This window comes from Paludibacter propionicigenes WB4, from assembly GCF_000183135.1.
GTDB lineage: Bacteria > Bacteroidota > Bacteroidia > Bacteroidales > Paludibacteraceae > Paludibacter > Paludibacter propionicigenes.
On the sequence record NC_014734.1, the window covers coordinates 2,753,041 to 2,777,805 of the forward strand.

Annotated in this window: 23 protein-coding genes; 17 read left to right on the forward strand and 6 right to left on the reverse strand. The window is 41.3% G+C overall.

The window, feature by feature from the left end:
* Window positions 1–17: 17 nt before the first annotated feature.
* The 6 genes from PALPR_RS11300 to pafA form a co-directional block, all read right to left on the reverse strand.
* On the reverse strand, window positions 18–998 hold the full coding sequence (locus PALPR_RS11300; protein ID WP_013445768.1) for an aldo/keto reductase: 981 nt from the start codon (window positions 996–998) through the stop codon (window positions 18–20).
* A 103-nt stretch (window positions 999–1,101) separates the two neighbouring features.
* Entirely contained in the window at window positions 1,102–1,458 is a 357-nt protein-coding gene (locus PALPR_RS11305) for a VOC family protein (RefSeq protein WP_013445769.1), read from the reverse strand.
* A 114-nt stretch (window positions 1,459–1,572) separates the two neighbouring features.
* Window positions 1,573–2,220 carry a flavodoxin family protein gene (locus PALPR_RS11310; RefSeq protein ID WP_013445770.1) on the reverse strand — a complete coding sequence of 216 codons (648 nt, stop codon included), beginning with the start codon at window positions 2,218–2,220 and terminating at the stop codon, window positions 1,573–1,575.
* A gap of 105 nt (window positions 2,221–2,325) precedes the next feature.
* A complete protein-coding gene (locus PALPR_RS11315) occupies window positions 2,326–3,531 on the reverse strand; it encodes an MFS transporter (RefSeq protein WP_013445771.1) in 1,206 nt (401 codons plus the stop codon).
* 108 nt (window positions 3,532–3,639) lie between these two features.
* Window positions 3,640–4,548 (reverse strand): helix-turn-helix domain-containing protein, encoded by a 909-nt coding sequence (locus PALPR_RS11320; protein ID WP_041620389.1) that lies wholly within the window; start codon window positions 4,546–4,548, stop codon window positions 3,640–3,642.
* A gap of 112 nt (window positions 4,549–4,660) precedes the next feature.
* Window positions 4,661–6,298 carry an alkaline phosphatase PafA gene (gene pafA / locus PALPR_RS11325; RefSeq protein WP_013445773.1) on the reverse strand — a complete coding sequence of 546 codons (1,638 nt, stop codon included), beginning with the start codon at window positions 6,296–6,298 and terminating at the stop codon, window positions 4,661–4,663.
* A gap of 203 nt (window positions 6,299–6,501) precedes the next feature.
* On the opposite strand from pafA, the gene corA reads away from it, so the two are divergent.
* The 17 genes from corA to PALPR_RS11410 all read left to right on the forward strand — a co-directional run bounded on the left by corA (window position 6,502) and on the right by PALPR_RS11410 (window position 24,652).
* Window positions 6,502–7,566: a magnesium/cobalt transporter CorA gene (corA, locus tag PALPR_RS11330; RefSeq protein WP_013445774.1), complete on the forward strand. Its 1,065-nt coding sequence runs from the start codon at window positions 6,502–6,504 to the stop codon at window positions 7,564–7,566.
* 97 nt (window positions 7,567–7,663) lie between these two features.
* Complete coding sequence (gene zwf / locus PALPR_RS11335) at window positions 7,664–9,205, forward strand: glucose-6-phosphate dehydrogenase (protein ID WP_013445775.1); 1,542 nt, start codon at window positions 7,664–7,666, stop codon at window positions 9,203–9,205.
* 11 nt (window positions 9,206–9,216) lie between these two features.
* Complete coding sequence (gene pgl, locus PALPR_RS11340; RefSeq protein WP_013445776.1) at window positions 9,217–9,945, forward strand: 6-phosphogluconolactonase; 729 nt, start codon at window positions 9,217–9,219, stop codon at window positions 9,943–9,945.
* Window positions 9,946–9,957: 12 nt separating this feature from the next.
* On the forward strand, window positions 9,958–10,503 hold the full coding sequence (locus PALPR_RS11345; protein ID WP_013445777.1) for a hypothetical protein: 546 nt from the start codon (window positions 9,958–9,960) through the stop codon (window positions 10,501–10,503).
* Between the two features lie 215 nt (window positions 10,504–10,718).
* Window positions 10,719–11,372, forward strand: coding sequence for an HAD family hydrolase (locus tag PALPR_RS11350; RefSeq protein ID WP_013445778.1), 654 nt, complete (start codon window positions 10,719–10,721; stop codon window positions 11,370–11,372).
* Between the two features lie 105 nt (window positions 11,373–11,477).
* The gene (locus tag PALPR_RS16110; protein WP_013445779.1) at window positions 11,478–12,206 is read left to right on the forward strand and encodes a TerB family tellurite resistance protein; all 729 of its coding nucleotides are present in this window, start codon (window positions 11,478–11,480) and stop codon (window positions 12,204–12,206) included.
* 108 nt (window positions 12,207–12,314) lie between these two features.
* Entirely contained in the window at window positions 12,315–13,781 is a 1,467-nt protein-coding gene (gene cysS / locus PALPR_RS11360) for a cysteine--tRNA ligase (protein ID WP_013445780.1), read from the forward strand.
* Between the two features lie 131 nt (window positions 13,782–13,912).
* Window positions 13,913–15,040 carry an AAA family ATPase gene (locus tag PALPR_RS11365; RefSeq protein WP_013445781.1) on the forward strand — a complete coding sequence of 376 codons (1,128 nt, stop codon included), beginning with the start codon at window positions 13,913–13,915 and terminating at the stop codon, window positions 15,038–15,040.
* Between the two features lie 13 nt (window positions 15,041–15,053).
* A complete protein-coding gene (gene rbfA, locus PALPR_RS11370) occupies window positions 15,054–15,419 on the forward strand; it encodes a 30S ribosome-binding factor RbfA (protein ID WP_013445782.1) in 366 nt (121 codons plus the stop codon).
* A gap of 95 nt (window positions 15,420–15,514) precedes the next feature.
* Window positions 15,515–16,738 (forward strand): FtsX-like permease family protein, encoded by a 1,224-nt coding sequence (locus tag PALPR_RS11375; protein ID WP_041620919.1) that lies wholly within the window; start codon window positions 15,515–15,517, stop codon window positions 16,736–16,738.
* A 130-nt stretch (window positions 16,739–16,868) separates the two neighbouring features.
* On the forward strand, window positions 16,869–17,882 hold the full coding sequence (locus tag PALPR_RS11380; protein ID WP_013445784.1) for a LacI family DNA-binding transcriptional regulator: 1,014 nt from the start codon (window positions 16,869–16,871) through the stop codon (window positions 17,880–17,882).
* A gap of 89 nt (window positions 17,883–17,971) precedes the next feature.
* Window positions 17,972–18,406 carry an L-fucose mutarotase gene (fucU, locus tag PALPR_RS11385; RefSeq protein ID WP_013445785.1) on the forward strand — a complete coding sequence of 145 codons (435 nt, stop codon included), beginning with the start codon at window positions 17,972–17,974 and terminating at the stop codon, window positions 18,404–18,406.
* A gap of 30 nt (window positions 18,407–18,436) precedes the next feature.
* On the forward strand, window positions 18,437–19,498 hold the full coding sequence (locus tag PALPR_RS11390; protein ID WP_013445786.1) for a zinc-dependent alcohol dehydrogenase family protein: 1,062 nt from the start codon (window positions 18,437–18,439) through the stop codon (window positions 19,496–19,498).
* Window positions 19,499–19,639: 141 nt separating this feature from the next.
* Entirely contained in the window at window positions 19,640–20,644 is a 1,005-nt protein-coding gene (locus tag PALPR_RS11395; RefSeq protein ID WP_013445787.1) for an aldo/keto reductase, read from the forward strand.
* 7 nt (window positions 20,645–20,651) lie between these two features.
* Entirely contained in the window at window positions 20,652–22,175 is a 1,524-nt protein-coding gene (locus PALPR_RS11400) for an alpha-L-fucosidase (protein ID WP_013445788.1), read from the forward strand.
* 101 nt (window positions 22,176–22,276) lie between these two features.
* Complete coding sequence (gene fucP, locus PALPR_RS11405) at window positions 22,277–23,515, forward strand: L-fucose:H+ symporter permease (RefSeq protein ID WP_013445789.1); 1,239 nt, start codon at window positions 22,277–22,279, stop codon at window positions 23,513–23,515.
* A gap of 9 nt (window positions 23,516–23,524) precedes the next feature.
* Window positions 23,525–24,652 carry a DUF6786 family protein gene (locus tag PALPR_RS11410; protein ID WP_013445790.1) on the forward strand — a complete coding sequence of 376 codons (1,128 nt, stop codon included), beginning with the start codon at window positions 23,525–23,527 and terminating at the stop codon, window positions 24,650–24,652.
* The last annotated feature ends 113 nt before the right edge of the window (window positions 24,653–24,765 follow it).

Below are 24,765 nucleotides of genomic sequence, written 5' to 3' on the forward strand. Positions count from 1 at the left end.
GAATTAAAATGACAATATTATTTACCCGCCATCTTTGCCATACTTTCGGGGTAGCGAACCCCGATATTGGGATAGCGGAGCAATAAATCTTCGATAGATTGCATGTCGGCTTCCGAAAGCACAACATCCACGGCTCCGGCATTATCTTCAAGGTATTTCCGCCGTTTTGTTCCGGGTATGGGGATAATATTTTCGCTTTGCGCCAATACCCAGGCTAACGCCAACTGTGCAGGTGTACATTGTTTGTCGATTGCCAATGCGGCAAATGCTCCTGCCAGTTTACGATTATTGTCCCAATGTTCGTCAGAAAAGCGCGGAAGAGATTTACGAAAATCGTTTTCACCCAGACTCTCTTTTTCCACCGTGTTGGTGACTAACCCGCGCGACAGAGGGCTAAAAGGAATAAAGCTGATGCCTAATTCCTGACACAGAGGCAGAATTTCTTTTTCAACACCCCGGGTGAGCAACGAATACTCGCTCTGAAGTGCAGAGATAGGGTGCACCGCATGTGCCCGGCGGATGGATTCGGCTGAGGCTTCGGACAATCCGAGGTAGCGCACTTTGCCTTCTTTGACCAACGCAGCCATGGCTTCCACCATTTCTTCCACAGGCACTTTGGGGTCAATGCGGTGGGCATAATACAAATCGATGGTTTCAATTTTCAGTCGGTGCAGACTTGCTTCGACGGCCTTTTTCATGTGAGCGGGAGATGCATCCACGGTAAACGGATCTTGTGGAGTAACTTTGAATCCAAACTTAGTGGCAATAAATACCTTGTCGCGATTTGGCACCAATACTTTCGAAATAAGTTCTTCGTTGATGCCGTTGCCGTAAATATCTGCCGTGTCCCAGAAGTTGATCCCCAGATCAAGCGCTTTTTCCAAGGTGGCAATGGATTCTTTGTCGTCGCGTTCGCCGTAGGCATGACTCATACCCATGCAACCCAATCCAATGGCAGAGAGTTGCATGTTTGTTTTTCCCAGATTTCTGTATTTCATGTTGTTTTTTTTGATTAGGAGTTGATTATTGCGTTTTATTACAACGCTGTTTGTCTGATAATGTTAGTTTAGATTTTAAACTGTGAGCAATGTTTACTTAAGATTATTTTTTGTGCTCTACGTATTCTATAATGATTCCATCTTTGTGTTGAACTGTCATATTAAATCCGGTGGGTACTTGCTGAATATCCCGGATGATTGTTGCATCATTTTTCAGTAAAAACTCTTTGAATTCCTCAACAGAATCTACGAGAAATGTTGCTTTTGTATTCATAAATGGTTTTAATGCCTCATCAGAACCTCCAATCAAAAGAATATCCCTAACTCGGGCTATTTCTAATTTCATCTGCGGATAGTCGAATCGGGAAGAGCATTTCTCCTGAAGCAATCCCTCGTAAAAACAAATTGCCGCATCAATATCGTTTACATATACACGGGATAATATCTGTAAAACTTTCATCTTAATTGAAAATTAAATTATTTATATTTGAATATCTAAAACAAAGATTGTGCATGCTTATCAGATGAAGTTAGTCATGATTTGTTTATTGACCGGATATTTTTTGTCTGTTTATTATTTCAAATCTTGGCGTACAAAGTGTGTTGCAACTTTTTGTACAACCTGGGGTTCGGGTAAAGTAGAGCGGGTAGCTTCGCGCATTTTCAGCTGCCAGGCCATGTTGTCGCCCAACACTTCGAGGGTGTTCACGCCCTCACCGTCATATCGCGCTTCGCCGGGAGTGAGTCCGTGCACTACCGACCAATAATTGCTTGTGGCTAATTGCATTTCGCAGTAGGTAAGGTAATGATTCAGTCCGTCCAACGTGTGAGAACCACCTGTGCGGCGCACTGCCACCAAAGCAGCTCCCACCTTATGGCGGAAAAAATTGCCATTACTCAGCGACACATAGAATAACCGGTCGAGGAAACTTTTCATAGAACCTGCTATGCCCGAAAAATAAACCGGTGAAGCCAGTATAATCCCTTCGGCCTGGCGCAATGCCGGGATATGTCCGTTGAGCACATCGTTTTTAATACCACAGGTACCATCGCGTTTCACCCGGCACTGACCACAGGCTATGCAACCATGAATGGCTTTGTGGCCAATATGAATTACCTCGAAATCAATGCCGTTCGATTTCAGTTTCTCTCCTACGATCTGCAGTGATTGAGCCGTATTGCCGTCTTTGTGCGGACTTCCGTTGATTGCTACTACTTTCATACGTTTATGTTTTTTTTATTGATAGATTAAAAAGCTGGGAATCAAAACATGTGTCTTTTATAATGATTGCCTGGCGCTTTTGTATATTATAGAGTTTGAAATTAATTATCCTTTATTTGCGTGATCTTCTGCGGCTTTTCGTTCTTTGAAAAGCAAGAACACAACCCCAGCGGCAAAGAGCAGCATTTGTAGCATCACGAAGTTCCAACCGCCCCATTGCCACATCATAATGCCAATGAATGTACCCAATGCGCCGCCGCTGAAGAACAATGTCATGTATATGGTGTTGATGCGGCTATGTACCGACTCATCGAGCGTATACAGCAATGCGGTATTGGTAACCTGAAGCGACTGCGCACCTACGTCGAGCAACAGAATGCCCACTATCATAGCCGCCACCGAGTGTTGGAAAAACAACATAATCAGAATGGAGCTGATGGTAAGGCTAATTGCCATAAAGCGTACACGGGTTACGCTGCCTTTGTCGGCACTTTTGCCCATAAATGGCGCAACCGATGCTCCGGCGATGGCAATTATTCCAAACAAACCAATGGTGCTGCTCTGAAAATTAAAAGGTGCACCGCTCAGATGAAAAGTCAGCGTCGTCCAGAACGAGCAGAAAAGTCCGAACTGCAAAATACCGATAAACGACAATCTGCGGAGTAATTTGAACCTACCGAACTGCTGAAGTGCCGAACCCAACAGTTGAGGATAATTGCCGCTAAACGTGCTGGTGGTATGGGGCAGATAAAGCATAAGCAACAGAGTAGAAAGCCCTACGGCTCCCGCCGAAATAAGATACACATACCGCCAGCCCAGCAAGTCGGCAATGGCACCGCTGAAAACCCTAGCGGCTAAGATTCCTATCAGTACGCCAGTAAATATTGTTCCTACGTTTTTACCTCTGTTCACCGTACTCATTCCGGCTGCCATAGGCATAATAACCTGCACTGATACCGAAAATAAGCTGACCAGTATGCTCAGAAACCAAAGTTGAACAATGCTGTTGCTGATGAAAATGCCGGCCAGTGCCACAAGCAGCAATACCTGAAGCGAGATGATCAGCGTTTTCTTGTTCATTTTATCGCCCAGCGGGGTGATAAAAAATAACCCAAGTCCATACCCTATTTGCGACAACATGGATATAAGACCCGCACTGGTTTCTGTGGTGTTGAACTCACGGGCAATATCCATCAGGATGGGTTGATTGTAATATATATTGGCTACCGTGATACCTGCCGATACGGCCATTAAGGTTATCAGTGCGGCGGGTATGCCTGCGGCAGTGTTTGAGGAGATTACTTTGCTCATAGTTGTAAAGAGATGAATAGTTTAATTATCTGCATTAAAAACACGATGCAAAAGTAATATGTTCAAGATGCCTCAGCTATATAAATTTCAAACCAAAAGTTGCAAAAATCAAACAACAGCTCTGTCGCGGTATGTTTTGGGGCTTTCGCCGTTATTTTTTCTAAAGAAGTTTACGAAATGGGACGATTCTTCGAACCCCAAACTATAACCAATCTCCGAGATATTCCAGTCGGTGTGGCGGAGCAGTACGCGCGCTTCCTGCGTAACACGCTCTGTTATGAGCTGCGAAGTGGTTTTGCCGGTAGTTTCTTTCAGGCTGCGATTCAGATGATTGACGTGTACGGCCAGATGCTCGGCAAAGTCAATGGGCGAGCGTAGTTTTATGCGTTGCATGGAAGTTTCTACCGGAAACTGCCTTTCGAGTAATTCGGCAAACATGGTGGTAATGCGGCTGGTGGCATTGGACCCTGAGTTTAGTGCTTCGTGAGCAGGTTGCATGCGGAGTGCATCGTGTATAAGATTGAAAACCAATCCCCTGATAACATCAAATTTATACTCAAACCCCGAATTAATTTCCTCGAACATACGCTGATAGAGTTTCTCCACTTCGGCCGCCTGCTCGTTGTTCAGAATAAAAACCTTGTCAAATCCGGGTTTAAACATCGGGTATTCTTTCAGGTTACCGTACTGACTGAAGAATTCTTCGGTAAAAATACAGAAGTACCCTGTCTGAAAATCGTCCAGCGACTCCCAGGTGTAGGGAATCATCGGATTGCTGAAAACCAAAGCATTGCCGCTCGTTTCCAGTGTGCGGTCGGCGTATTGAATATTGTATTTTCCTTTCAGCAGGGTAATTTTATAATAATCTTTCCGGCTGTAGGGCACGCTCTTCTTTCTGCCGCACATACAATCGTCCACCCTGAAAACATTGAAATGTCCCAGTCCTTTTTTTAGATTCTCGGGTACAAAATTGAGTTTAACCCGATAAAACTCTTCGAGTGTCATTATTTTTTCCATGCGACAAAGATACAAAATTCAAACAATCTACATCGACTTAGCCTAAAAAAATAAGGGCGTCAACTTTTGTAGTTGAGCGCCCTTACCATTGCAGTAATATTGGGAGTGAAATCTATTTCTTGTTTGTGATTTCAGTAATCGGTGCACCAATACATCCGCTGGGCATCTGTATGTGAAGCAGTGCAGCCAGTGTAGCCGAAATGTCGGTCATTTGTGTAGTCCGGTTGGTAGTGCCGTGCGCTATGTTCCATCCCATAAATATGAGTGGAATATGTGTATCGTAGGGATTCCACACGCTGTGTGTACACCCTTTCTTGCAATAGGCCGGAAGCCAGCCCGGAAGATTTACCATCAGCACACTTCCGCTTCGTTGCTGGTTATATCCATTTATCATAAGGGTTTTGAGTGGTTCAGGAATAGAGGCGTCTGCAATTTTATCCTGATCAACAGCATATTGAATTCCTTCCTGATGAATCAGATAATTGATGGTGGCCGATTTAATCTCGTTTATATTGAGCTTCAGGCTGTCAATTCTTTCTTTGTTATACGTAACCTGAAAATTGTCTGTACCCAGAATCAGTTTTTTAGCTCCAAATTGTTTTTCTATTGTTTTCACCATGTTGCTTTCCAGGTCTTTGGCCAATAACCCTGTAGGCATTTTGTGAGCACGCGAAAAACCTTCGGCATGAGCAGCTCCATGATCGGCAGTGAGGAATATCAGGTAATTTCCTTTGCCTATCTTTTTGTCGAGGTAGCTGAAAAATTCGGCTAAGTCGCGGTCCAGTCGCAGGTAAACATCTTCTATTTCTATCGCATTTGGACCAACCAGGTGTCCGCAATAATCTGTTGAAGCGCAGTTGATGGTTAGAAAATCGCTCGATGCTTCTTGTCCGAGCTTGTAACCTTCAATGGCTGCTTTGGCAAATTGCAATGTTAGCGTATTGCCAAACGGCATTTGACGCAACGATCCATGATCGGCCGCATAGGCTTTCTTCGTGTCGTATGGAAAAACCGGTCTGGTAGCACCCTTCAGTATTCCTTCCCATTCCACATCATCGTCTGTACTTTCTGTGTACTGATCTATCGGCAACAGCGTATTCCATCCGTTAGCAATGAGTTTATCGATGGGATTAGCGTTGTTGAAATCGTTTACCCAACCCGGAAGTTGCTGCATGTAATAAGAACTGGTGATAAATTTACCTGAGGCATCGTCTATCCAGAAAGCGGCAGTAGGATTGTGTCCGGCCGGCAGGATTGAAGCTCTGTCTTTAAGCGAAACACCCACAACTTTCGATTGAAAATTTGTTGCCAGGCGCAATTCGTCTGTAATGGTTGTAGCCCACAAATTGCGGGGCGACATTTTACCGGCTTTGCTGTTGGCTCCTACAGTGGTTACGGTCGAATCGTCGGTGCAATAAACCGATTTTCCGGTTTTTGGGTCAATCCAATCGTTTCCGGCAATGCCATGTATGGATGGAACCGAACCGGTAAAAATGGATGTGTGCCCCAGTGCAGTCACTGCCGGAATGTAGTTTATCATGGTGTTTTCGCACGAAAAACCATCATTGAGCAGCCGTTTAAAGCCGCCTGATTCATATTTATTGTAGTAGCGATAAAGATAATCCCAGCGCATTTGGTCGACTACAATACCAACGACCAGTTTAGGGCGTTCCAGCTGCGTATTTTTTTGAGCGGACAACGTGCTACTTCCTAAAAGTAACAGTATATTTAAGAAAAAAATCTTTTTCATTTAGATAGAAATTAAATGAGTTTATAAAATACTGTAGCAAAAGTAAAGGAAAAATACAGAAACAGCTAGTTTTTGAATGGCTTCTTTCCGAAATTTCACAGAATCTTCATTTTGTTCCATTTTGCAAAACATTTTCAGGAGTTTTGAAAGCGTAAACGTAAAATTGTATATCTTTGCCAATAAGGAAATTAAGAACTATAATTATGTCGAGATTTATCAAAAAGAAAAAAGAAGATATCGGGCTTTCGCCTTATGCTTTGGTGTTTCGTGGGCAAAAGAAAACAGACAAAACTGTTTTACGAGCCATGGATTTTGACCTGGAAGATGTGACCGAACAAGAGCTGAAATCCACTGACGATCTGATAGGCCGTAAAAAATCTAAAAAACTCACCTGGCTTAATATTGACGGACTGGATAATGCCGAATTGATGGAAAACCTGGCCCGGGTGTTTAAAATTGAGCAAAATATTCTTTCGGATGTAATGAATCCGGCAGCACGGCCTAAAGTGCAGGAATTCGACAACGGAATTTTCATTACCATCAAGATGCTTCATTTTGATGAAAAGAACGATAGCTTGTCTGCTGATAATCTGAGTTTGATTATCACCGATAATACGCTTATTTCTTTTCAGGAGCAATCGGGGTTGGTGTTCGAACCTATCCGCGAACGGATTCGTAAGCATAAAAACAAAATCAGAACTTCCGGAGCGGATTATCTGGCTTTTGCTTTGCTGGATGTGGTTGTGGATAATTACATATATATCAACGGTATATTGGGAGATAAAATTGAAGCGTTGGAAAATGACATGACCGGTAATCTGAAGAAGGAGTTATTGGAAAGCATAAATTCGTATAAAAGTGAAATGAACTTTATGCGTAAACATATTAAGCCTGCAAAAGAAATGATTCTCAACCTGGGCAAGATGGAGTCGGAATTTATACACGACGAAAACCGAATTCATTTCCGCGAGCTGCAGGACAATATCAACGAAGCTTCCGAGTTGTCGGACAGTTACCGCGAAATTCTTTACGATCAGTTAAATGTATATCATTCATCCATGAGTACCAAGCTGAACGAAATAATGAGTATTCTGACGATTTTTTCAGTGATCTTCATTCCATTGACCTTCATAGTAGGAGTTTACGGAACCAACTTTGAGAACTTGCCCGAAGTGCACTGGCGACACGGTTATCTGTTTATGTGGGTGATAATGATTTTAACCACATTGGTTATGCTCTGGTTTTTTCGTCGAAAGAAATGGTTTTGATATGAACGATTCGACCGTTAATTTGTTTAAACATATACGATTCTGCCATAGACATAATTCAGTGGAATCTATGTAACCCGTTTAATTTCGATTTTTAATGGAAGAAGTAATTAAAAAAGTAACCCGAAAGAACCCGGTGGAAAGCCAGATACTGGTAATTTTCGGGTCGAATGGCGACTTGGCTAAGCGTAAGCTTTTACCCGCCATTTTTCAGCTATATCTTGACAACTTATTGCCCGAACGCTTCGCGGTGCTCGGTGCCGGTAGTATGGAAAAAACTGAAGCCGAAAACCGTACCGATGTGGGTGCTTCGCTGTTGGAATTTGCCACCAAAGGAGCAACCGATAATCCCGAAAAGCTCCAACTTTTTCTGGAAAATGTTTATTATCAGAAAGTACATAACGAAACGGAAGAAGATTTTGGTCTGTTGAAGCAATACATCGATGACCTGTCGGCCAGACTGGAGCTTCCGCAAAATATTATTTACTATTTCTCTATCCCGCCGTTCTTGTACGAAGTGGTGGCCGGTCATTTGGTAAAGTATGGTTTGAATGAAGAAGCGACCGGTTGGAAGCGGATTATAATAGAGAAACCATTCGGATACAGCTACGATACAGCGATAGATCTGGACAAAAAACTCCGAAACGGCTTTAATGAAGATCAGATTTATCGTATCGACCATTATCTGGGAAAAGAAACGGTTCAGAATATTATGGTTACGCGTTTCTCTAACGGCTTTTTTGAACCGATATGGAACCGAAAATATATTGATCGAGTAGAGATTACAGCTTCCGAGAAAATCGGTGTGGGCAGTCGTGGTGGGTATTATGATACTTCGGGTGCCATGCGCGATATGATTCAGAATCACTTGTTGCAGGTGCTGGCCGTAGTTGCCATGGAGCCGCCGTCTATTTTTGATTCGGAGTCTATCCGTAATGAAAGTGTGAAAGTGTTGCAATCGCTCCGACCTATTAAACCGGCAGAGATTACTCAAAATGTTGTGCGAGGCCAATACATCGAAACCTTGGTGGACGATGTGATTCAAAAAGGCTACCGGCAGGAAAAAGGAGTTGCTCCGAATTCGAAAACCGAAACTTTTGTGGCGTTGCGGGTTTTTGTCGATAACTGGCGCTGGGGCGACGTTCCTTTTTATATCCGTACAGGAAAACAACTGCCTGAACATGTAACCGAAGTTACCATACACTTGAAACCGGCTCCTCATCAGCTGTTCAAGCAGCGTTGTGTGGCTCAGTCTACCAATATGATCATTCTGCGTATAAGTCCTGATGCCGGAGTGGCTGTAGATTTTGGGATGAAAATACCGGGTGCCGGTTACAAGGTTCAGAACGTAAATATGGATTTTCATTATTCTGATTTAGCTGAAACTAAAATATCCGAAGCTTACGAACGTTTATTGTTAGACTGTATGATTGGTGACTCCACCCTTTACGCCCGCGCCGATGCCGTAAAAGCGAGCTGGAAGTTTGTTGATCCGATTTTGCAGGCATGGAAAACCAATCAGGATATTCCGTTGTATTTTTACGAATGCAATACCTGGGGACCGAAAGAAGCCAATCTGCTGTTTGGAAACAAAGAACTTAAATGGCGACCACCGTTTAAAAAGTTCAAGACTCAATAAATTGTAAGAAGATGGATTCTAACATTCATGTATTCGAAACTCCTGAACAAACTGCACGGGCTGTGGCAGAGTTGATTCTGAACATGGCGAAAGAGAAGAACAAACATTCGCTTCCATTCAATGTGGCTTTGTCGGGTGGGAGTACTCCAAAATTGTTATTCAATATTTTGGCAGCGGAATATGCTCAGTCTATTCCCTGGCATTTTGTTCGATTGTTTTGGGTGGATGAACGTTGTGTTCCGCCTACGCACCCCGAAAGCAATTTCGGGATGACGTATGAAAACTTACTGAAACAAGTTCCTGTCCACAATTCCAATGTGTTCAGAATGCTTGGCGAAGTCAATCCAGCGAAAGAGGCCGAACGCTACCAGACCATGCTCGAAGCTCAACTGCCGTTAAGGGATGCTTTACCCCGCTTCGACCTTATTTTATTGGGTATGGGAGATGATGGCCACACAGCATCGATTTTTCCCGACAATATGAGCTTACTGTATGCCGATGCATCCGTGGCGGTTGCCGCGCACCCAGTCAGTGGTCAGCAAAGAATTACGCTGACGGGCAATGTTATTAGCAATGCCGATAAAGTAGTGTTTCTTATCACTGGATCTTCAAAATCATCGGTTTTACAACAAATTATTCACCGGAAACAAAATTTCAAGGATTTTCCGGCATCATATATTCATGCTTATTCCGCTCCGGCCGATTTTTATCTCGATAAAGCAGCCGCCGCGGAACTTTAATTCTGCGTTTGAATGACTTTACGAGAGCATCTGGACAAATTTTACCACACCTACAATATCCCTGAGGAAGGAGGAGTTAATGATAAAACCTTCGAAGTGCCACTTCCTTTTTTTATGCTCACTTTACCCAACTTCTCGTGGAGAAGAAAAATGCTTTATATCCATGACCTGGAGCATATTCTGAACAATCAGGATACTTCCTGGAAAGGCGAAATATTTATTGCAACATGGGAAATTTCCACCGGATTTTACAGAAGCTTTCCGGTCATTGTTTTTCCTCTCTGGACTATGGGATGGGGTTTCTGGACTTATCCTGAAGTCGTCTTCCGGGCATTTCGTAAAGGAAGTAGGGATAAAGGAATCGCTCGTCTGAACTTATCTCAGGATGAGCTTTTGGATCTGGATTTAGATAAATTACAGCAGCTTACGCTCAATCGTAAACAGCGTTCACGCTTATCTTATTATTTCCGTTTTATTGTGTATGGTCTTATCAGTCAGTTGGTATTTCTGTTTCCGGTAATTATTCTGATCTCCTTTTTTCTCGTGCTTTTTGCGTGAATTTAGTTTCTTACATCCGCATCAAGAACAGTAATTTCTGTCAAATTTCAATAAATTTATTCCTCTTCGGTTTTAGAGCTAAAGTTATTAGCTAATTTTGTGGCTTCAAAAAAAATGGAGCCGTATGCTGAAATAAAACGCTAATCCAAACTCCGGTTTGCTTTAGCTTTTATATTCTAGCAATGGTTTTTACTATAAATAATAAACAATAAAAAATGACTTTTAAAGGAGCAATTTTCGATTTCAACGGAACACTTTTCTGGGATACACCATATCACGACAGAGCTTTTGATATTTTTTTGGCAAAAAGAGGACTTCACCTTACCGACGAAGAAAAAAGAGTAAAAATACACGGTAAGGGTAATCCGGACATTATGCGAACAATTTTTGGTAATCAACTGACTGATCAGGAACTCGAAGACCTGACGCAGGAAAAGGAATTGATTTATCGTGAATTGTGCGAAGATGAACTGAAGTTCGCCGATGGGGCTGAAGATTTATTTAATTTTCTCGCCTCCAATAATATTCCTCAAACCATAGCAACCTCTGCGGGTATCGAAAATGTAGCTTTCTATTTCGAGCATATGGGTCTGAACCGTTGGTTTAGTCTCGATAAAGTGGCTTACAACGACGGAACCTTGCGAGGAAAACCGGAGCCCGATGTTTTTCTGGCCGGTGCCGAAAAACTTGGACTGAAACCTTCCGAAACTGTTATTTTCGAAGATTCGGTTCCCGGAATTATTGCTGCCGAAAAAGCCGGTGCCGGACTGATTTATATCGTTAACTCGTATGGCGAGAATTACAGCAGATTTTCGTACGATATAATCACACATTTTGACCGTGTGGATAGAAAACTATTTGAACGATAGTCTATTTTAAAATAGCAGAACTTTAATCTTCACAACTTGAAGGTTCGGTTGTTAGTACATTTTTTCGTATCTTTGTTGCCCAAAAATCAGTATAAATAACACAATATGGGAAGTTTTGGAAAATGGATAGGTGGTGGCCTGGGTTGGGCTGTTGGTGGTCCTATTGGTGCACTGGTAGGTTTTGCCTTGGGTTCAATGTTCGATGGCTCTGTAACAGCTGGTACAGCTCAGTTGCCTGGACATACCGCTGAAGGCGATTTCAAAATGAGTCTACTCGTTTTGGTAGCCTGCATTATGAAAGCCGACGGGCGTGTTGATAAAGCCGAGTTGGCCGTGGTAAAGAAATTCTTAGTTGCCAATTTTGGTGAAGAAGGTGCACTGGATGCCCTGCAAATACTGAAAAAATTACTGGATCAGCCTATCGATGAAACTGAAGTGGCTATGCAGATCGGTCAGAATCTGAACTACTCTTCTAAGCTCGAATTGCTTCATTTGCTGTTCAATATCGCTTATGCCGATGGAGAGGTGGTGGCGTCGGAGTTAAATACTATCCAGCGCATTGCTCAGATATTCAGGATTGATCGTCTTGATTTTGAGTCAATCAAAGCTCCTTACATGAAGCATGTGGATACAAATTGGGCATACAAATCGCTCGAAATAGAACCAAGTGCTACAAACGAGGAAATAAAAAAGGCCTATCGCAAGATGGCTATGAAATACCACCCCGATAAAGTGAATGATTTGGGTGAAGAAGTAAAAAAATCCGCTACCGAAAAATTCCGCTCTATCAATGAAGCGTATGAAAGCCTGAAAAAGCAACGAGGAATAAATTGAGAAATAGCAGTAAGAGGCAAGTAGTAAGAGGTAAGGAATTTGCATTAATTCTGAATGAAATATATAAACGATACTAATTTAAATTTCCCCTTTAGGGGTTAGGGGTCTATGGAACACAATTTATATATCTACAACACATTAAGTCGAAAAAAAGAACAATTTATTCCACTCCATGAAGATAGAGTGGGCATGTACGTTTGCGGTCCTACCGTTTACAGCGACGTTCATTTGGGTAATTGCCGTACATTCATTTCTTTCGATTTAATTTACCGTTACTTGCTCTATCTGGGGTATAAAGTGAGATATGTAAGAAACATAACCGATGCCGGACATTTGGAAGGCGACCGCGACGAAGGCGATGATAAATTTGCCAAGAAAGCCAAGCTTGAACAGCTTGAGCCTATGGAAATTGTACAGAAATATACTGTTGGTTTTCATGATGTTTTGAATGTTTTCAATACGCTTCCACCAAGCATCGAACCCACTGCCACCGGACATATTTCCGAGCAGATAGAAATGGTTAAGGCCATTTTGGAAAGCGGTTATGCGTACGAAATTGAAGGTACGGTTTACTTTGATGTTGAGAAATATAATAAAGATTTACCTTACGGAATACTGACCAACCGAAAGTTGGAAGATTTGTTGGAAGGTACACGCGAGTTAGGCGGACAAGACGAGAAAAAAGGTCGACTGGACTTTGCCTTGTGGATAAAAGCCAAGCCGGAAACACTTATGCAATGGCCTTCTCCCTGGGGATGGGGTTTCCCGGGTTGGCATATTGAATGTTCGGCCATGAGTACAAAATACCTTGGTGCAACTTTCGATATTCATGGTGGAGGAATGGATTTGCAAGCCACGCACCATACCAATGAAATAGCTCAATCGCAGGCATGTAACCATGTTGCGCCTGTCAAGTACTGGATGCATACCAATATGCTCACGGTAAATGGCGTCAGAATGTCGAAGAGCGCAGGAAACGGATTTTTACCCAAAGAACTTTTTACGGGGGCACATCCCTTGCTCGAAAGAGGGTATTCTCCCATGACGGTGCGCTTCTTTATGGCTCAGTCGCACTATCGGAGTACGCTGGATTTCTCGAACGAGGCTCTTCAGGCTTCCGAAAAAGGTTTTGAAAGGCTTATGGATGGTTATGCCCGTTTGCAAAAACTGCAGGCTTCGACTGCATCTTCGGTTTATACTTCCAGTTTAAGGTCAAAATGCGAAGAAGCAATGAATGACGATTTCAATACTCCTATTGCAATTGCTCATTTGTTTGATGCACTGAAAGCAATCAATCTGATACACGACGGAAAAGAAACCATCTCTGCAAAAGATTTGGAGGAATTGAAATCTGTTTTCAAGGTGTTTATTGAGGATGTTTTGGGATTGAAATCTGAAGTTGCGACTTCAGGAGGCAGTGAGGCATACAAAGGAGCAGTTGACTTACTGTTGAATATGCGCCTGGCAGCAAAACAAAATAAAGACTGGGCAACCAGCGATAAAATCCGCAACGAACTAACTGCTCTTGGATTCGAAATAAAAGATACGAAGGACGGATTTGAGTGGAAGATTTAAATTATATCTGTTTTAATCTGTTTGTCTTCTTTGAGTTAAGTATATAAAAGGTCGTTACATACAATATTGTTACATACAATATTGTTACAATAAAAAAGTATTACTATCTTTGGCATCAAAAATAGAGTAATATGGGTAATCCATTTGTTTTTGGTTCAGCCACTTCGGGAGAACAGTTCACCGATAGGGTTCAAGATGCAGAAAGACTATTAGCCAATTTTAAGCACGGCGTTAGTGTTATTCTTATTTCACCGCGTCGCTGGGGGAAAACTTCTTTGGTACAGAAAGTGAGTGCTATGGCTCAAAGTAAAGATATTAAAGTTGTAAACCTTGATATTTTTTCATGCAGGAATGCTGAAGATTTTTATCAGCTTTTTGCCACAGAAGTAATAAAGCAAACGGCTAATAAATGGGAAGAATGGGCTGAGAATGCCAAGAAATTCTTATCTGCATTGATTCCAAAAATAAGTTTTGGTATAGATCCGAATACCGATTTTTCCGTTTCGCTTGATTTTTCAAATACAAGGCTGAATGATGAATTACTTGATTTACCTCAGAAAATAGCTAAGGATAAAGGATTTAGAATCGTAGTCTGTATTGATGAATTTCAACAAATAGCTGAATTTCTGGATCATGTTCATTTTCAGAAGAAACTACGCTCTGTATGGCAATTACAAACAGAGGTTTCGTATTGCTTGTATGGTAGCAAAAAACATGTATTAAGTGAGCTTTTTTCAAATCAAAGCATGCCATTTTATAAATTTGGAGATATCTTTTTTTTGCAAAAAATAAGCACAGACGATTGGATAACCTTCATTTGTGAACGCTTTCGATCAACAGGTAAGAGTATCTCAGCCGAGTTGGCTAGAAAAATATGCGATACAGTTGAAAATCATTCGTCATACGTTCAACAATTAGCATGGAATGTGTGGATTAAAACAAAAACATCAGCAACGAGTACTGATGTTGATGCAGCATTAATTGACTTATTCAATCAAAACTCAATGCTGTATTACAGATATATTGAGGGTTTGTCGGGTTTTCAGATCAACTTTCTGCGAGCAGTTGCCGATGGGAAAAGTAATGAATTTACCAGATCGGAGACACTTCAGAATTATCATTTAGGAACTTCGGCGAATGTGAAACGATTAAAAGATGCTTTAGAGAAAAAGGAGCTGATAGATATAACAGGCAGGATTGTTAGTTTTAATGATCCGGTTTTCAAAATTTGGTTTCAAAAGAACATAAGAAAATTATAAAAATTAAAAAATAATGGAAACTACCAGACAACAAAAAATATCGCGGATGTTGCAGAAAGAGTTGGGAGAAATCTTTTTGTTGTATGCTCGTGAATTACAGGGTACATTGATTACTGTAACTGCGGTTCGGGTAAGTCCCGACTTAGGAATTGCACGTACACATTTAAGTATTTTCCCTAGTGATAGATCTGCTGCTGTGCTGGCTAAAGTTCAGGATGACAGCCGTGCTATTCGTTTCGATTTAGGAAAACGCGTACGTCACCAGTTGCGTATAGTTCCGGAACTTTTCTTCCATGTGGACGATTCGCTCGACTATCTGGAGAATATTGATAATCTACTCAAAAGCGATCCTTTTTCGCCTCTGAACGAAGAAAAATAAATTGCAGAGAATGACTTTATTGCCTTGTTTAAAGCGATAAATGCAAGTAAATGAACAATCAGGATAATACAACATCGGGAAGCAAACTTCGGGGTTTGTCTTTTTCATTTCGTATAGCACGACGCTATCTTTTTTCCAAAAAGTCGCACAATGCCATCAATATCATTTCAGGTATTTCGGCAGGTGGTGTGGCCGTAGGAACGATGGCGTTGGTATGCGTATTGTCTGTATTCAATGGGTTTGATTCGTTAATTTCAAATATGTTCTCGGCCTTCGATCCTGATTTGAAAATTACGTTGACTCACGGAAAAACTTTTGATGTCAATTCTGTTGAATTCAATCAGCTACGAAAAGATAAATCGGTTGCTTATTTTACCGAAGTGATTGAGGAGAATGCTTTGTTGAGGTTTAAAAATAAACAAATGCCGGCCACGGTCAAAGGTGTTGGCAACGATTTTGAAAAGATGACCCGCATCGACAGCATTATGTACGATGGCAATTTTATTTTGTACGATGGTGCATTTCAGCGCGCGGTTCCGGGTGTGGGAGTTGCAGGTATTTTAGGACTGGGAGCGCATTTTATTGATCCGCTTTACATTTTTGCACCCAAACGAACGTCTAAGATTAATCTGCTTCGTCCCGAGAATAGTTTTAATCAGATAGGCACATTTGTTTCCGGAATATTCACGGTTAAACAATCGGTTTACGATGATCACTATGTGTTGGTTTCCATAGATGTGGCCCGCGACTTATTTGAATACCAAAAATCGACTGTTTCTGCTGTCGAGCTTAAACTGGCTAAGGGAGTGGATTCTGATGTTTTTCAAGCCAAAATAAGAAAACAACTCGGCAAAGATTATCAGGTAAAGAACCGCTATGAGCAGCAGGAGAGCTTCTTCAAAATCATGAAAATTGAAAAATGGATTACTTACCTGATTCTGTGTTTTATTTTACTGATAGCCAGCTTCAATATTATTGGATCACTTTCGATGCTTATAATCGATAAGAAAGCTGATATTGAAACCCTTCGTAATTTGGGAGCCGACAATGAGCTTATAAAAAGAATATTCTTGTTCGAAGGCTGGATGATTTCCGGAGTAGGAGCTTTAATCGGAATTGGGTTTGGTTCCATATTGTGCTTGTTGCAGGAGTATTTTGGGTTCCTGAAATTGGGTACCGGGTATATAGTTGATGCTTATCCGGTGGTTACCAATGTGATGGATATGCTTCTTGTATTTGTTACCGTCCTGATTATGGGATTCCTGGCGGCTTACTATCCTGTGCGCTACATAAGAATTAAGGAGCGTTTATCTGAATAAGCGCTTTTCTTTATACTGCTGATTACTATTATCATAGTAATAATTCTCAAAAAAAATCTTAAAAATCAAGAGACTTTTTTGATTCTTTTTTATAAATATATTACATTTACACACGTTTGTATTATAGCACATGAAGAAAAGAATTACCATAAAGGATATTGCAAAGGAACTTAATGTGCATCATTCGACAGTTTCAAGAGCACTGAGAAACGATCCGCGCGTGACGCAAAAAACGCGTGAAATGGTTTTGGCTTATGCGCGGGAGCATGAGTTTCAGATAAACATGAATGCGGTGATGTTGCGCGGTAAGGCGAATAATGCCATTGCGCTCATTGTGCCGAATATAAACCATAATTTCTTTTCGGATATTATCAGTCAGCTGACTAACCTGGCTTATAAGAAGGGATATGTTATTTCGGTTTTTCAGACAAACGAAAAATATCAACAGGAAAAAGAGATTATCAACACCATTGTTCAGCATAACTTTGCCGGCGTAATCGTTTCGATAGCTAAAGACACCGTAAAAAGTGACCATTTTTCTGTTTTAAGAAAATTTGGTATTCCGTTGGTTTTTTTTGATCGTGTTTGCGAAGATATTATTGCTCCGAAAGTGAGAGTAAATAATTTTGAAATTACGCAACAGTCTACAGAATGTCTTCTAGAAAGGGGCTTTAAACGAATAGCTCATTTTACTGGGACTCAGGATATCAATGTTTTCAGAGACAGAGATCGAGGATACCGTGCTGCATTGGATAAGTATAATATGGAGTATCGCAATTCACAGATTATTACTGATGATTTTAGTATGGATCTGGGGAAGGATATTTTTACAAAACTTTGGGATTCGCCTGACAGACCTGATGCTATAATTTCATCGTCGGTACATTTAACTCTGGGAATTCTTTTGCAGGCAAAGGCTTATGGCATTGATATCCCAAAAGATTTGGGGATTATTTCATTTGGCACATTATTGTCATCCATTATCATTCAGCCCTCGATAACTTCAATAGAGCAACCTGAAAATGAAATTGCTGAAATCGCTTTTGAGTTATTGGAAAATATGATCATTCGCGATAATCAGGAAGATGAATTGATTGAACGGGAAGTGAAAGCTAAAATGCTGAATGGAGACTCAGCCCGATAAAAAACAGACATGCTTTTGTTTGTCTTGAACTGAAAAATAATACTTGTAGAAAATAAAAAATACACACGTGTGATCCAAAATCCAATATTATGCTAAAAGGAATTTCACCTTTAATAAGCCCTGAACTATTGGCCGTTATGGCACGAATGGGACATGGCGACGAAATTATACTCGCCGATGCTCATTTCCCAGGCGAATCGTTTAATGGTCGCGTTTTACGAGCCGATGGACTCCGCATTCCGGATCTGTTAGCTGCCATTTTACCTCTGTTCGAACTCGATGAATACGTTCCTCACCCACTGGTCATGATGGCTGCCGTTCCGGGCGACGAACTTGACCCCAAAGTAGAAGAATCTTATTTGAAAAGCATTCGTATCAGCAATCCTGATGTGCCTGCTATTGAACGAATCGATCGGTTTGCATTCTATGATCGTGCCAAAAAGGCTTTTGCGGTGGTAATGACCGGCGAAACAGCTAAGTATGGTAATATATTGCTGAAAAAAGGAGTTACTCCTTCTATATAAAAAACTAACAACTTAAAATTCATAATTACAATGTCATTTAAATCAAAAGCTGCTTATTTACCGGGAAACAGCACCGTAATCTTCAAAGATGTGGAATTTCCAGCACCCGGGCATGGAGAAGTTTTACTGAAGGTTAAATCATCAACTATCTGTGGTAGTGATATCCGCGCCATTTATCGCGAGCATCTAGGAAAAGGACCGGAAGGTTATCAAAATAAAATCTGTGGACACGAGCCATCAGGGCAAATTATTGCTTGCGGTCCGGGAATGAAACGCTTCAAAGAAGGCGACCGTGTAGTTGTTTACCACATTTCGGGTTGCGGTTGTTGCAACGATTGCCGTCGTGGTTATATGATTTCGTGTAAAAGCCCTTCACGTGCTGCTTATGGTTGGCAACGCGATGGTGGTATGGCTGAATATATGATTGCAGAAGAAAAAGATCTTGTTCTTTTGCCAGATAGCCTTACTTATACCGATGGTGCTCAAATCGCTTGCGGTTTTGGGACCGTTTACGAAGGCTTGGAAAAAATAGGCATTTGTGGTAATGATGCAGTATTGGTTACCGGTTTGGGTCCGGTTGGTTTGGCTGCTTTGATGCTTGCTAAAGCTATGGGAGCACAGAAACTGATAGGAGTTGATACTGTGGCTGAACGTTGTCAGATAGCCAAAGATCTTGGTTTGGCCGACGAAGTTTTCGTGTCGGGACCGGACGTAATGGAAAAAGTTATGGCGGCAACCAATGGCTTAGGTTTCGAACGTACTGTTGACTGTTCAGGTCACACTTCCGGACGTCAGCTTTGTATCCGTGCTACCCGTCAGTGGGGAAAAATGGTGATGATAGGCGAAGGTGGAACCGTAGAGTTCAATCCAAGTCCGGATATTATTCACGATCAAAAAACCATTTACGGTTCGTGGGTAACTTCTATCTGGCGTATGGAAGAACTGGTTGAGCGCATTGAGCGTTGGGGCATTCACCCTGAAGATTTGGTTACTCACCGCTTCCAGTTAAATCAGGCTCCTGAGGCTTACTCATTGATGGCCGAAGGAAAATGTGGAAAAATAGCCATCGTTTTTGACGAAGAAATCAAATAATACATACCCCTAACCCCGTTCGACTGAGCTCACGCCAAAGCCTAAAGGGGCTTTAAGACTAAGTTTTTGAAATATATAGAATTAATAGAAATCAATACTAACCTAGTTCCCTTTTAGGGGCTAGGGGTTATAATCATTACTATGCAAACAATCGACTCAACAAAAGTTCCTTATAAAACACTTTATAATGGAGCAAAAATTCCCGTAATCGGACTTGGAACTTTTGGTTCTGATAATTACAGTGCTCAAACTATTGCAGAAGCAGTTAAAACAGCGATCAAGATGGGTTACCGCCATATTGACTGTGCTTCTGTTTATGGCAACGAAAATGAAATTGGTGTAGCATTACAAGAAGTTTTTGCCGAAGGAATTGTAAAGCGCGAAGACCTTTGGATTACTTCTAAAGTCTGGAATGATAAACATCAGGAAGTAGTGGCATCGTGCAAACAATCGTTAGCCGATTTACAACTTAATTATCTGGATTTGTATCTGGTTCACTGGCCATTTCCTAATTATCATGCTCCCGGTTGTGCCGGCGATGCGCGTAATCCGGATTCTGTTCCTTACAATCACGAGAGCTATATGAATACATGGGCTCAAATGGAAAGTTTGGTTGAAGCTGGGCTTGTGAAGAATATAGGAACTTCCAATGTGACCATTGCTAAGATGAAACTTATTTTGCGTGATTGCAAAATCAAACCGGTACTGAACGAAATGGAGATTCACCCGCATTTTCAACAACCGGAGTTGTATAAGTTCATGAAAGAAAATTGCGTGGAAGTGATTGGTTATAGCCCGATTGGTTCGCCCGGTCGTCCTGAACGCGATAAAACTCCTGAAGATACCGTTGATATGGAAGATCCGGTTATTGTGGCAATTGCTAACCGATTGGGCGTGCATCCTGCAGTAGTTTGTTTAAAATGGGCCGTTCAACGCGGACAAATCACCATTCCATTCTCAGTAAAAACTGACAAGATGTTCAACAACCTGAAAGGAATTACCGAAGGTCCGTTGACCGAAGAAGAAATGGAAGCTGTTTCTAAAATTGATAAAAACTGCCGACTCATTAAAGGTCAGGTGTTTTTATGGGAAGGTGCCAAAGGTTGGGAAGATCTTTGGGATTTAGATGGCGAAATTGTCAAATAACAATGCTATGAAAAGTCGTTATTTTCAAATCTCTTTGTTTCTTGTCCTTACTTTTTCTATTTCGTTGCAAGCTCAGGAAGTGAAAAAGGAGAAGTTTGAGCCAACCGATAAATCGCTCCAACAATACAAGTATCCCGACTGGTTTCGGGATGCTAAGTTTGGTATCTGGGCGCATTGGGGACCACAGGCAGTGCCACGTCAAGGCGACTGGTATGCACGAAATATGTATGTTCAAACGGGAAATGATTGGGAGACTCCTGCTTATAAAGATCATTTGAAAAGATATGGTCATCCTTCTGTTGCCGGTTACAAAGACATTATTCCTTTATGGAAAGCCGAAAGATGGAATCCGGAAGAACTGATGAAGCTTTACAAGAAGGTAGGAGCCAAGTACTTTGTCAGTATGGGGACGCATCACGATAATTTTTTCTTGTGGAACTCAAAACTCCACAGTTGGAATTCGGTAAACATGGGACCTAAAAAAGACGTAGTTGGTTTATGGCAAGCTGCGGCAAAAAAAGAAGGGTTGCGTTTCGGTGTTTCCGAGCATCTGGCTGCAAGTTATACATGGTTTCAAACTGCTCATAAAGCAGATAAAACCGGCGATAAAGCAGGAGTTCCTTATGATGGTAACGATCCTAAATTTGAAGAATTGTACCACGGTAAAGCCGATTCTACTGACACGGGTTGGATGACTAAAAATCCGGTTTGGCAAAAAGAATGGTACGATAGAATTGCTGAACTGCTGGATATGTACAAGCCGGATTTACTCTATTCCGATTGTGCACTTCCGTTTGGCAACGAAGTGGGAAGGAGCCTTATTGCTCATTTTTACAATGAGGATATGGCGAAAAATCACGGGAAACTCGAAGCTGTATATAACTGTAAAGAACCTTCGAAAGGAAGATTTGCGCAGGATGTAGAGCGCGGAGTGCTGGATTCGATTAGCCCATTTCCATGGCAGACAGATACTTCAATTGGTGATTGGTTTTATCGTACTGGTCAAAAGTACAAATCATCGGATGAAGTTGTTCAAATGTTGGTGGACATTGTCAGTAAAAACGGAAATTTGCTTATCAATGTTGTTCAAACTCCCGAGGGCGATTTGGAACCCGACGTATTGAATATCCTGGATGGAATTGGAAACTGGACTAAAGATAACGGCGAAGGAATTTATGGCTCTCGTCCCTGGAAAGTGTATGGTGAAGGACCATCAACCATGGGAAATCAGGAGAAAGGTCAGTTTGGAGGTTTGAAAGATACGCGTCCTTATCAAGCCACAGACATTCGCTTTACAACTAAAAACGGTGCGCTGTATGTTTTTTGCATGAGCACACCAACTGAAGATATTCAGCTAAAATCGTTAGGCAAACTGTCCAAATATTCCAACAAGGCAATTGCTTCAATTTCGATGCTCGGAAGCCGCGAGAAAATTCAGTGGAAACAGAAAGAGAATGCTTTAGTTATCAGTAAACCAACAAAATTGCCTGAATATAAAGTTGTTGTATTCCGTGTGAATTTCAAGAAATAGAAACAAAAGAATACGCAATCAAACTAACCTGATTTGATTGCGTATTCATTGTTTTTCTCAAAAAACCTTTTACAATCTATTACTAACTTATAAATCAAATCATGTCAAAACACAAACTAACCACCAAAGAATATTTGGTTCCCTTTATTCTTATTTCCTCTTTATTCTTCTTATGGGGAAGCGCACACGGTATGCTCGATGTGCTGAATGCCCATTTTCAGACTGTACTTAAAATTTCAAAAGCCGAATCAGGATTAATTCAATTCTCGGTATATATGGCTTATTTTTCAATGGCGCTTCCTGCCGGATATTTTATGCGTCGCTTTGGATACAAAAAAGGTATTATCCTCGGATTGTTGCTTTTCTCAACAGGTGCATACATTATCGTTCCTGCGTCAATTCTGCAATCTTACTATTTGTTTTTGGGTGGTTTGTTTATTCTGGGTTGCGGATTGGCTACTCTCGAAACTGCAGCAAATCCCTATACTACTAAACTTGGCGATAAAGAATCGGCCGAAAGAAGAATCAATTTTTCACAATCGTTCAATGGCTTAGCCTGGATTTTCGGACCTATCTTTGCTACTTATTTTATTTTGGGAGGTAGCGAAGAAAAAGCATCGGATGGATTAAACTCGATGATTGCTCCTTATGCCGGAATCGGAACCGTTGTGTTGATTATTGCTATCATATACATGTTTGTAAAACTTCCTGAAATTACGGAAGAAGATGTGGATATGGCTCATGGAGTGGATAGTTCAGGACAATCTGCACCTGCCAAATCGTTGTTTAAAACAAAGCATCTTATACTGGGGGTAATTGCTCAGTTTTGCTACGTGGCTGCTCAAACAGGTGTGTTTAGCTTTTTTGTCAACTTTCTTATTGCCAAGGAACAACATCTGGACATTTCCAAATCAACTGCCGGCTATCTGTTAGGTTTCGGAGGTATGTCGTTGTTTTTCATCGGACGTTTATCAGGAAGCTGGCTTATGCAGTATTTTAAACCAACCAAGATACTGGCTTTTTACTCGTTGATGTGTGTCTTGCTGCTTCCTATCGTAAGTGCAGGTCTTGGAATTGCTTCGGTAGTGGCGCTGTTCCTGATATTCTTCTTTATGTCTATCATGTTCCCAACCATATTTGCATTGGCTATTAAAGATCTTGGACCTCAAACCAAAAAAGGTTCTTCATTTGTCATTATGTCGATTGTGGGTGGTGCAGTTTTCCCTATGTTTATGGGATGGATAGCGGATATGTGGTCAATGTCAGTAGGTTTCTTAGTACCAATACCATTGTTCGCATTTATTCTTTATTACGCAGTTAAAGGTCACAAAGTTCGCTAATATATAAAAATGGAAAATAAAAATTATCTGAACGACAAGCAGTTTTTGTCGAAATACCTGAATGTTGTTGAATTAAAATCAGGTGATAAATGTCTTTTGGTTACACCAGACTTACAGGGACGTGTACTTACAAGTAGTGCCAACGGGCAGGATGGCTATAGTTTTGGCTGGCTGAACTATGATTTAATTGCTTCAGGCAAGTTTCTCCCACACTGTAATAACTTTGGTGGTGAAGATCGTTTCTGGTTGGGTCCGGAAGGTGGACAGTTTTCAATCTTTTTCAAAAGCAGTTCAGGCAAAGGCTTCAATTTCGAAGACTGGCAGGCTCCGGCATTGATTGATACCGATCGATGGGAATTGGTTTCGACCAATGATTCAAAAGCCGTCTTTACCAAATCAACCGTGCTTGAAAACTGGTCGGGATCTCAATTGGCTTGCCGGTTAGATCGTTCGGTTACGCTACTCGAAAACAGTGTGGTAGAAAAAGAATTGGGTGTGAAATTGCCTGAATCTGTCAGCTCAATTGTTTTTTCTTCAGAAAACAAACTGACCAACACCGGTGATTTTGAATGGAATCAAACTTCGGGTATGTTGTCCATTTGGATATTGGGACAATTTATTCCTTCTGCAAAAAATACGGTTATTATACCATACAAACAATCGGACGTAGCCAAAATCAACGACAGCTATTTCGGAAAGATTGATGCCGACAGACTGAAGGTGACGGATACGCATTTGTTCTTCAAAGGCGATGGTGGTAAACGTGGAAAGATCGGTACACCACCCGAAATGACTATCCCTGTTGCAGGTGCTTACGATGCTGAAAACGGAACGCTTACTGTGGTGAAGTTCAACTTCGATATCAAACGGAACGTGTATGTAAATTCGATGTGGGAATATCAGACTGAGCCGTTTAAAGGAGATGTAATCAACTCCTACAACGATGGACCACTGGAAGACGGCAGCATTATGGGACCGTTTTACGAAATAGAAACTTCGTCGCCGGCAGCAGCTTTGAAACCGGGTGAAACGTTGACACATACTCATACCACCATGCACTTTAAAGGTGATTTTGAACAACTAAACGAAATTGCCCGCAAAACACTTGGTGTTGATTTATCAGAAATAGAGCTTTAATAGCTCTATTTTTTTTGTGCTTACTCCGGGTTTATATCAAACTGTCTTTTGACCTGAGCTCTTTTGTTTTTGTCATTCAAAATTTAATGAGTTCGGATGAATAATTGTATCTT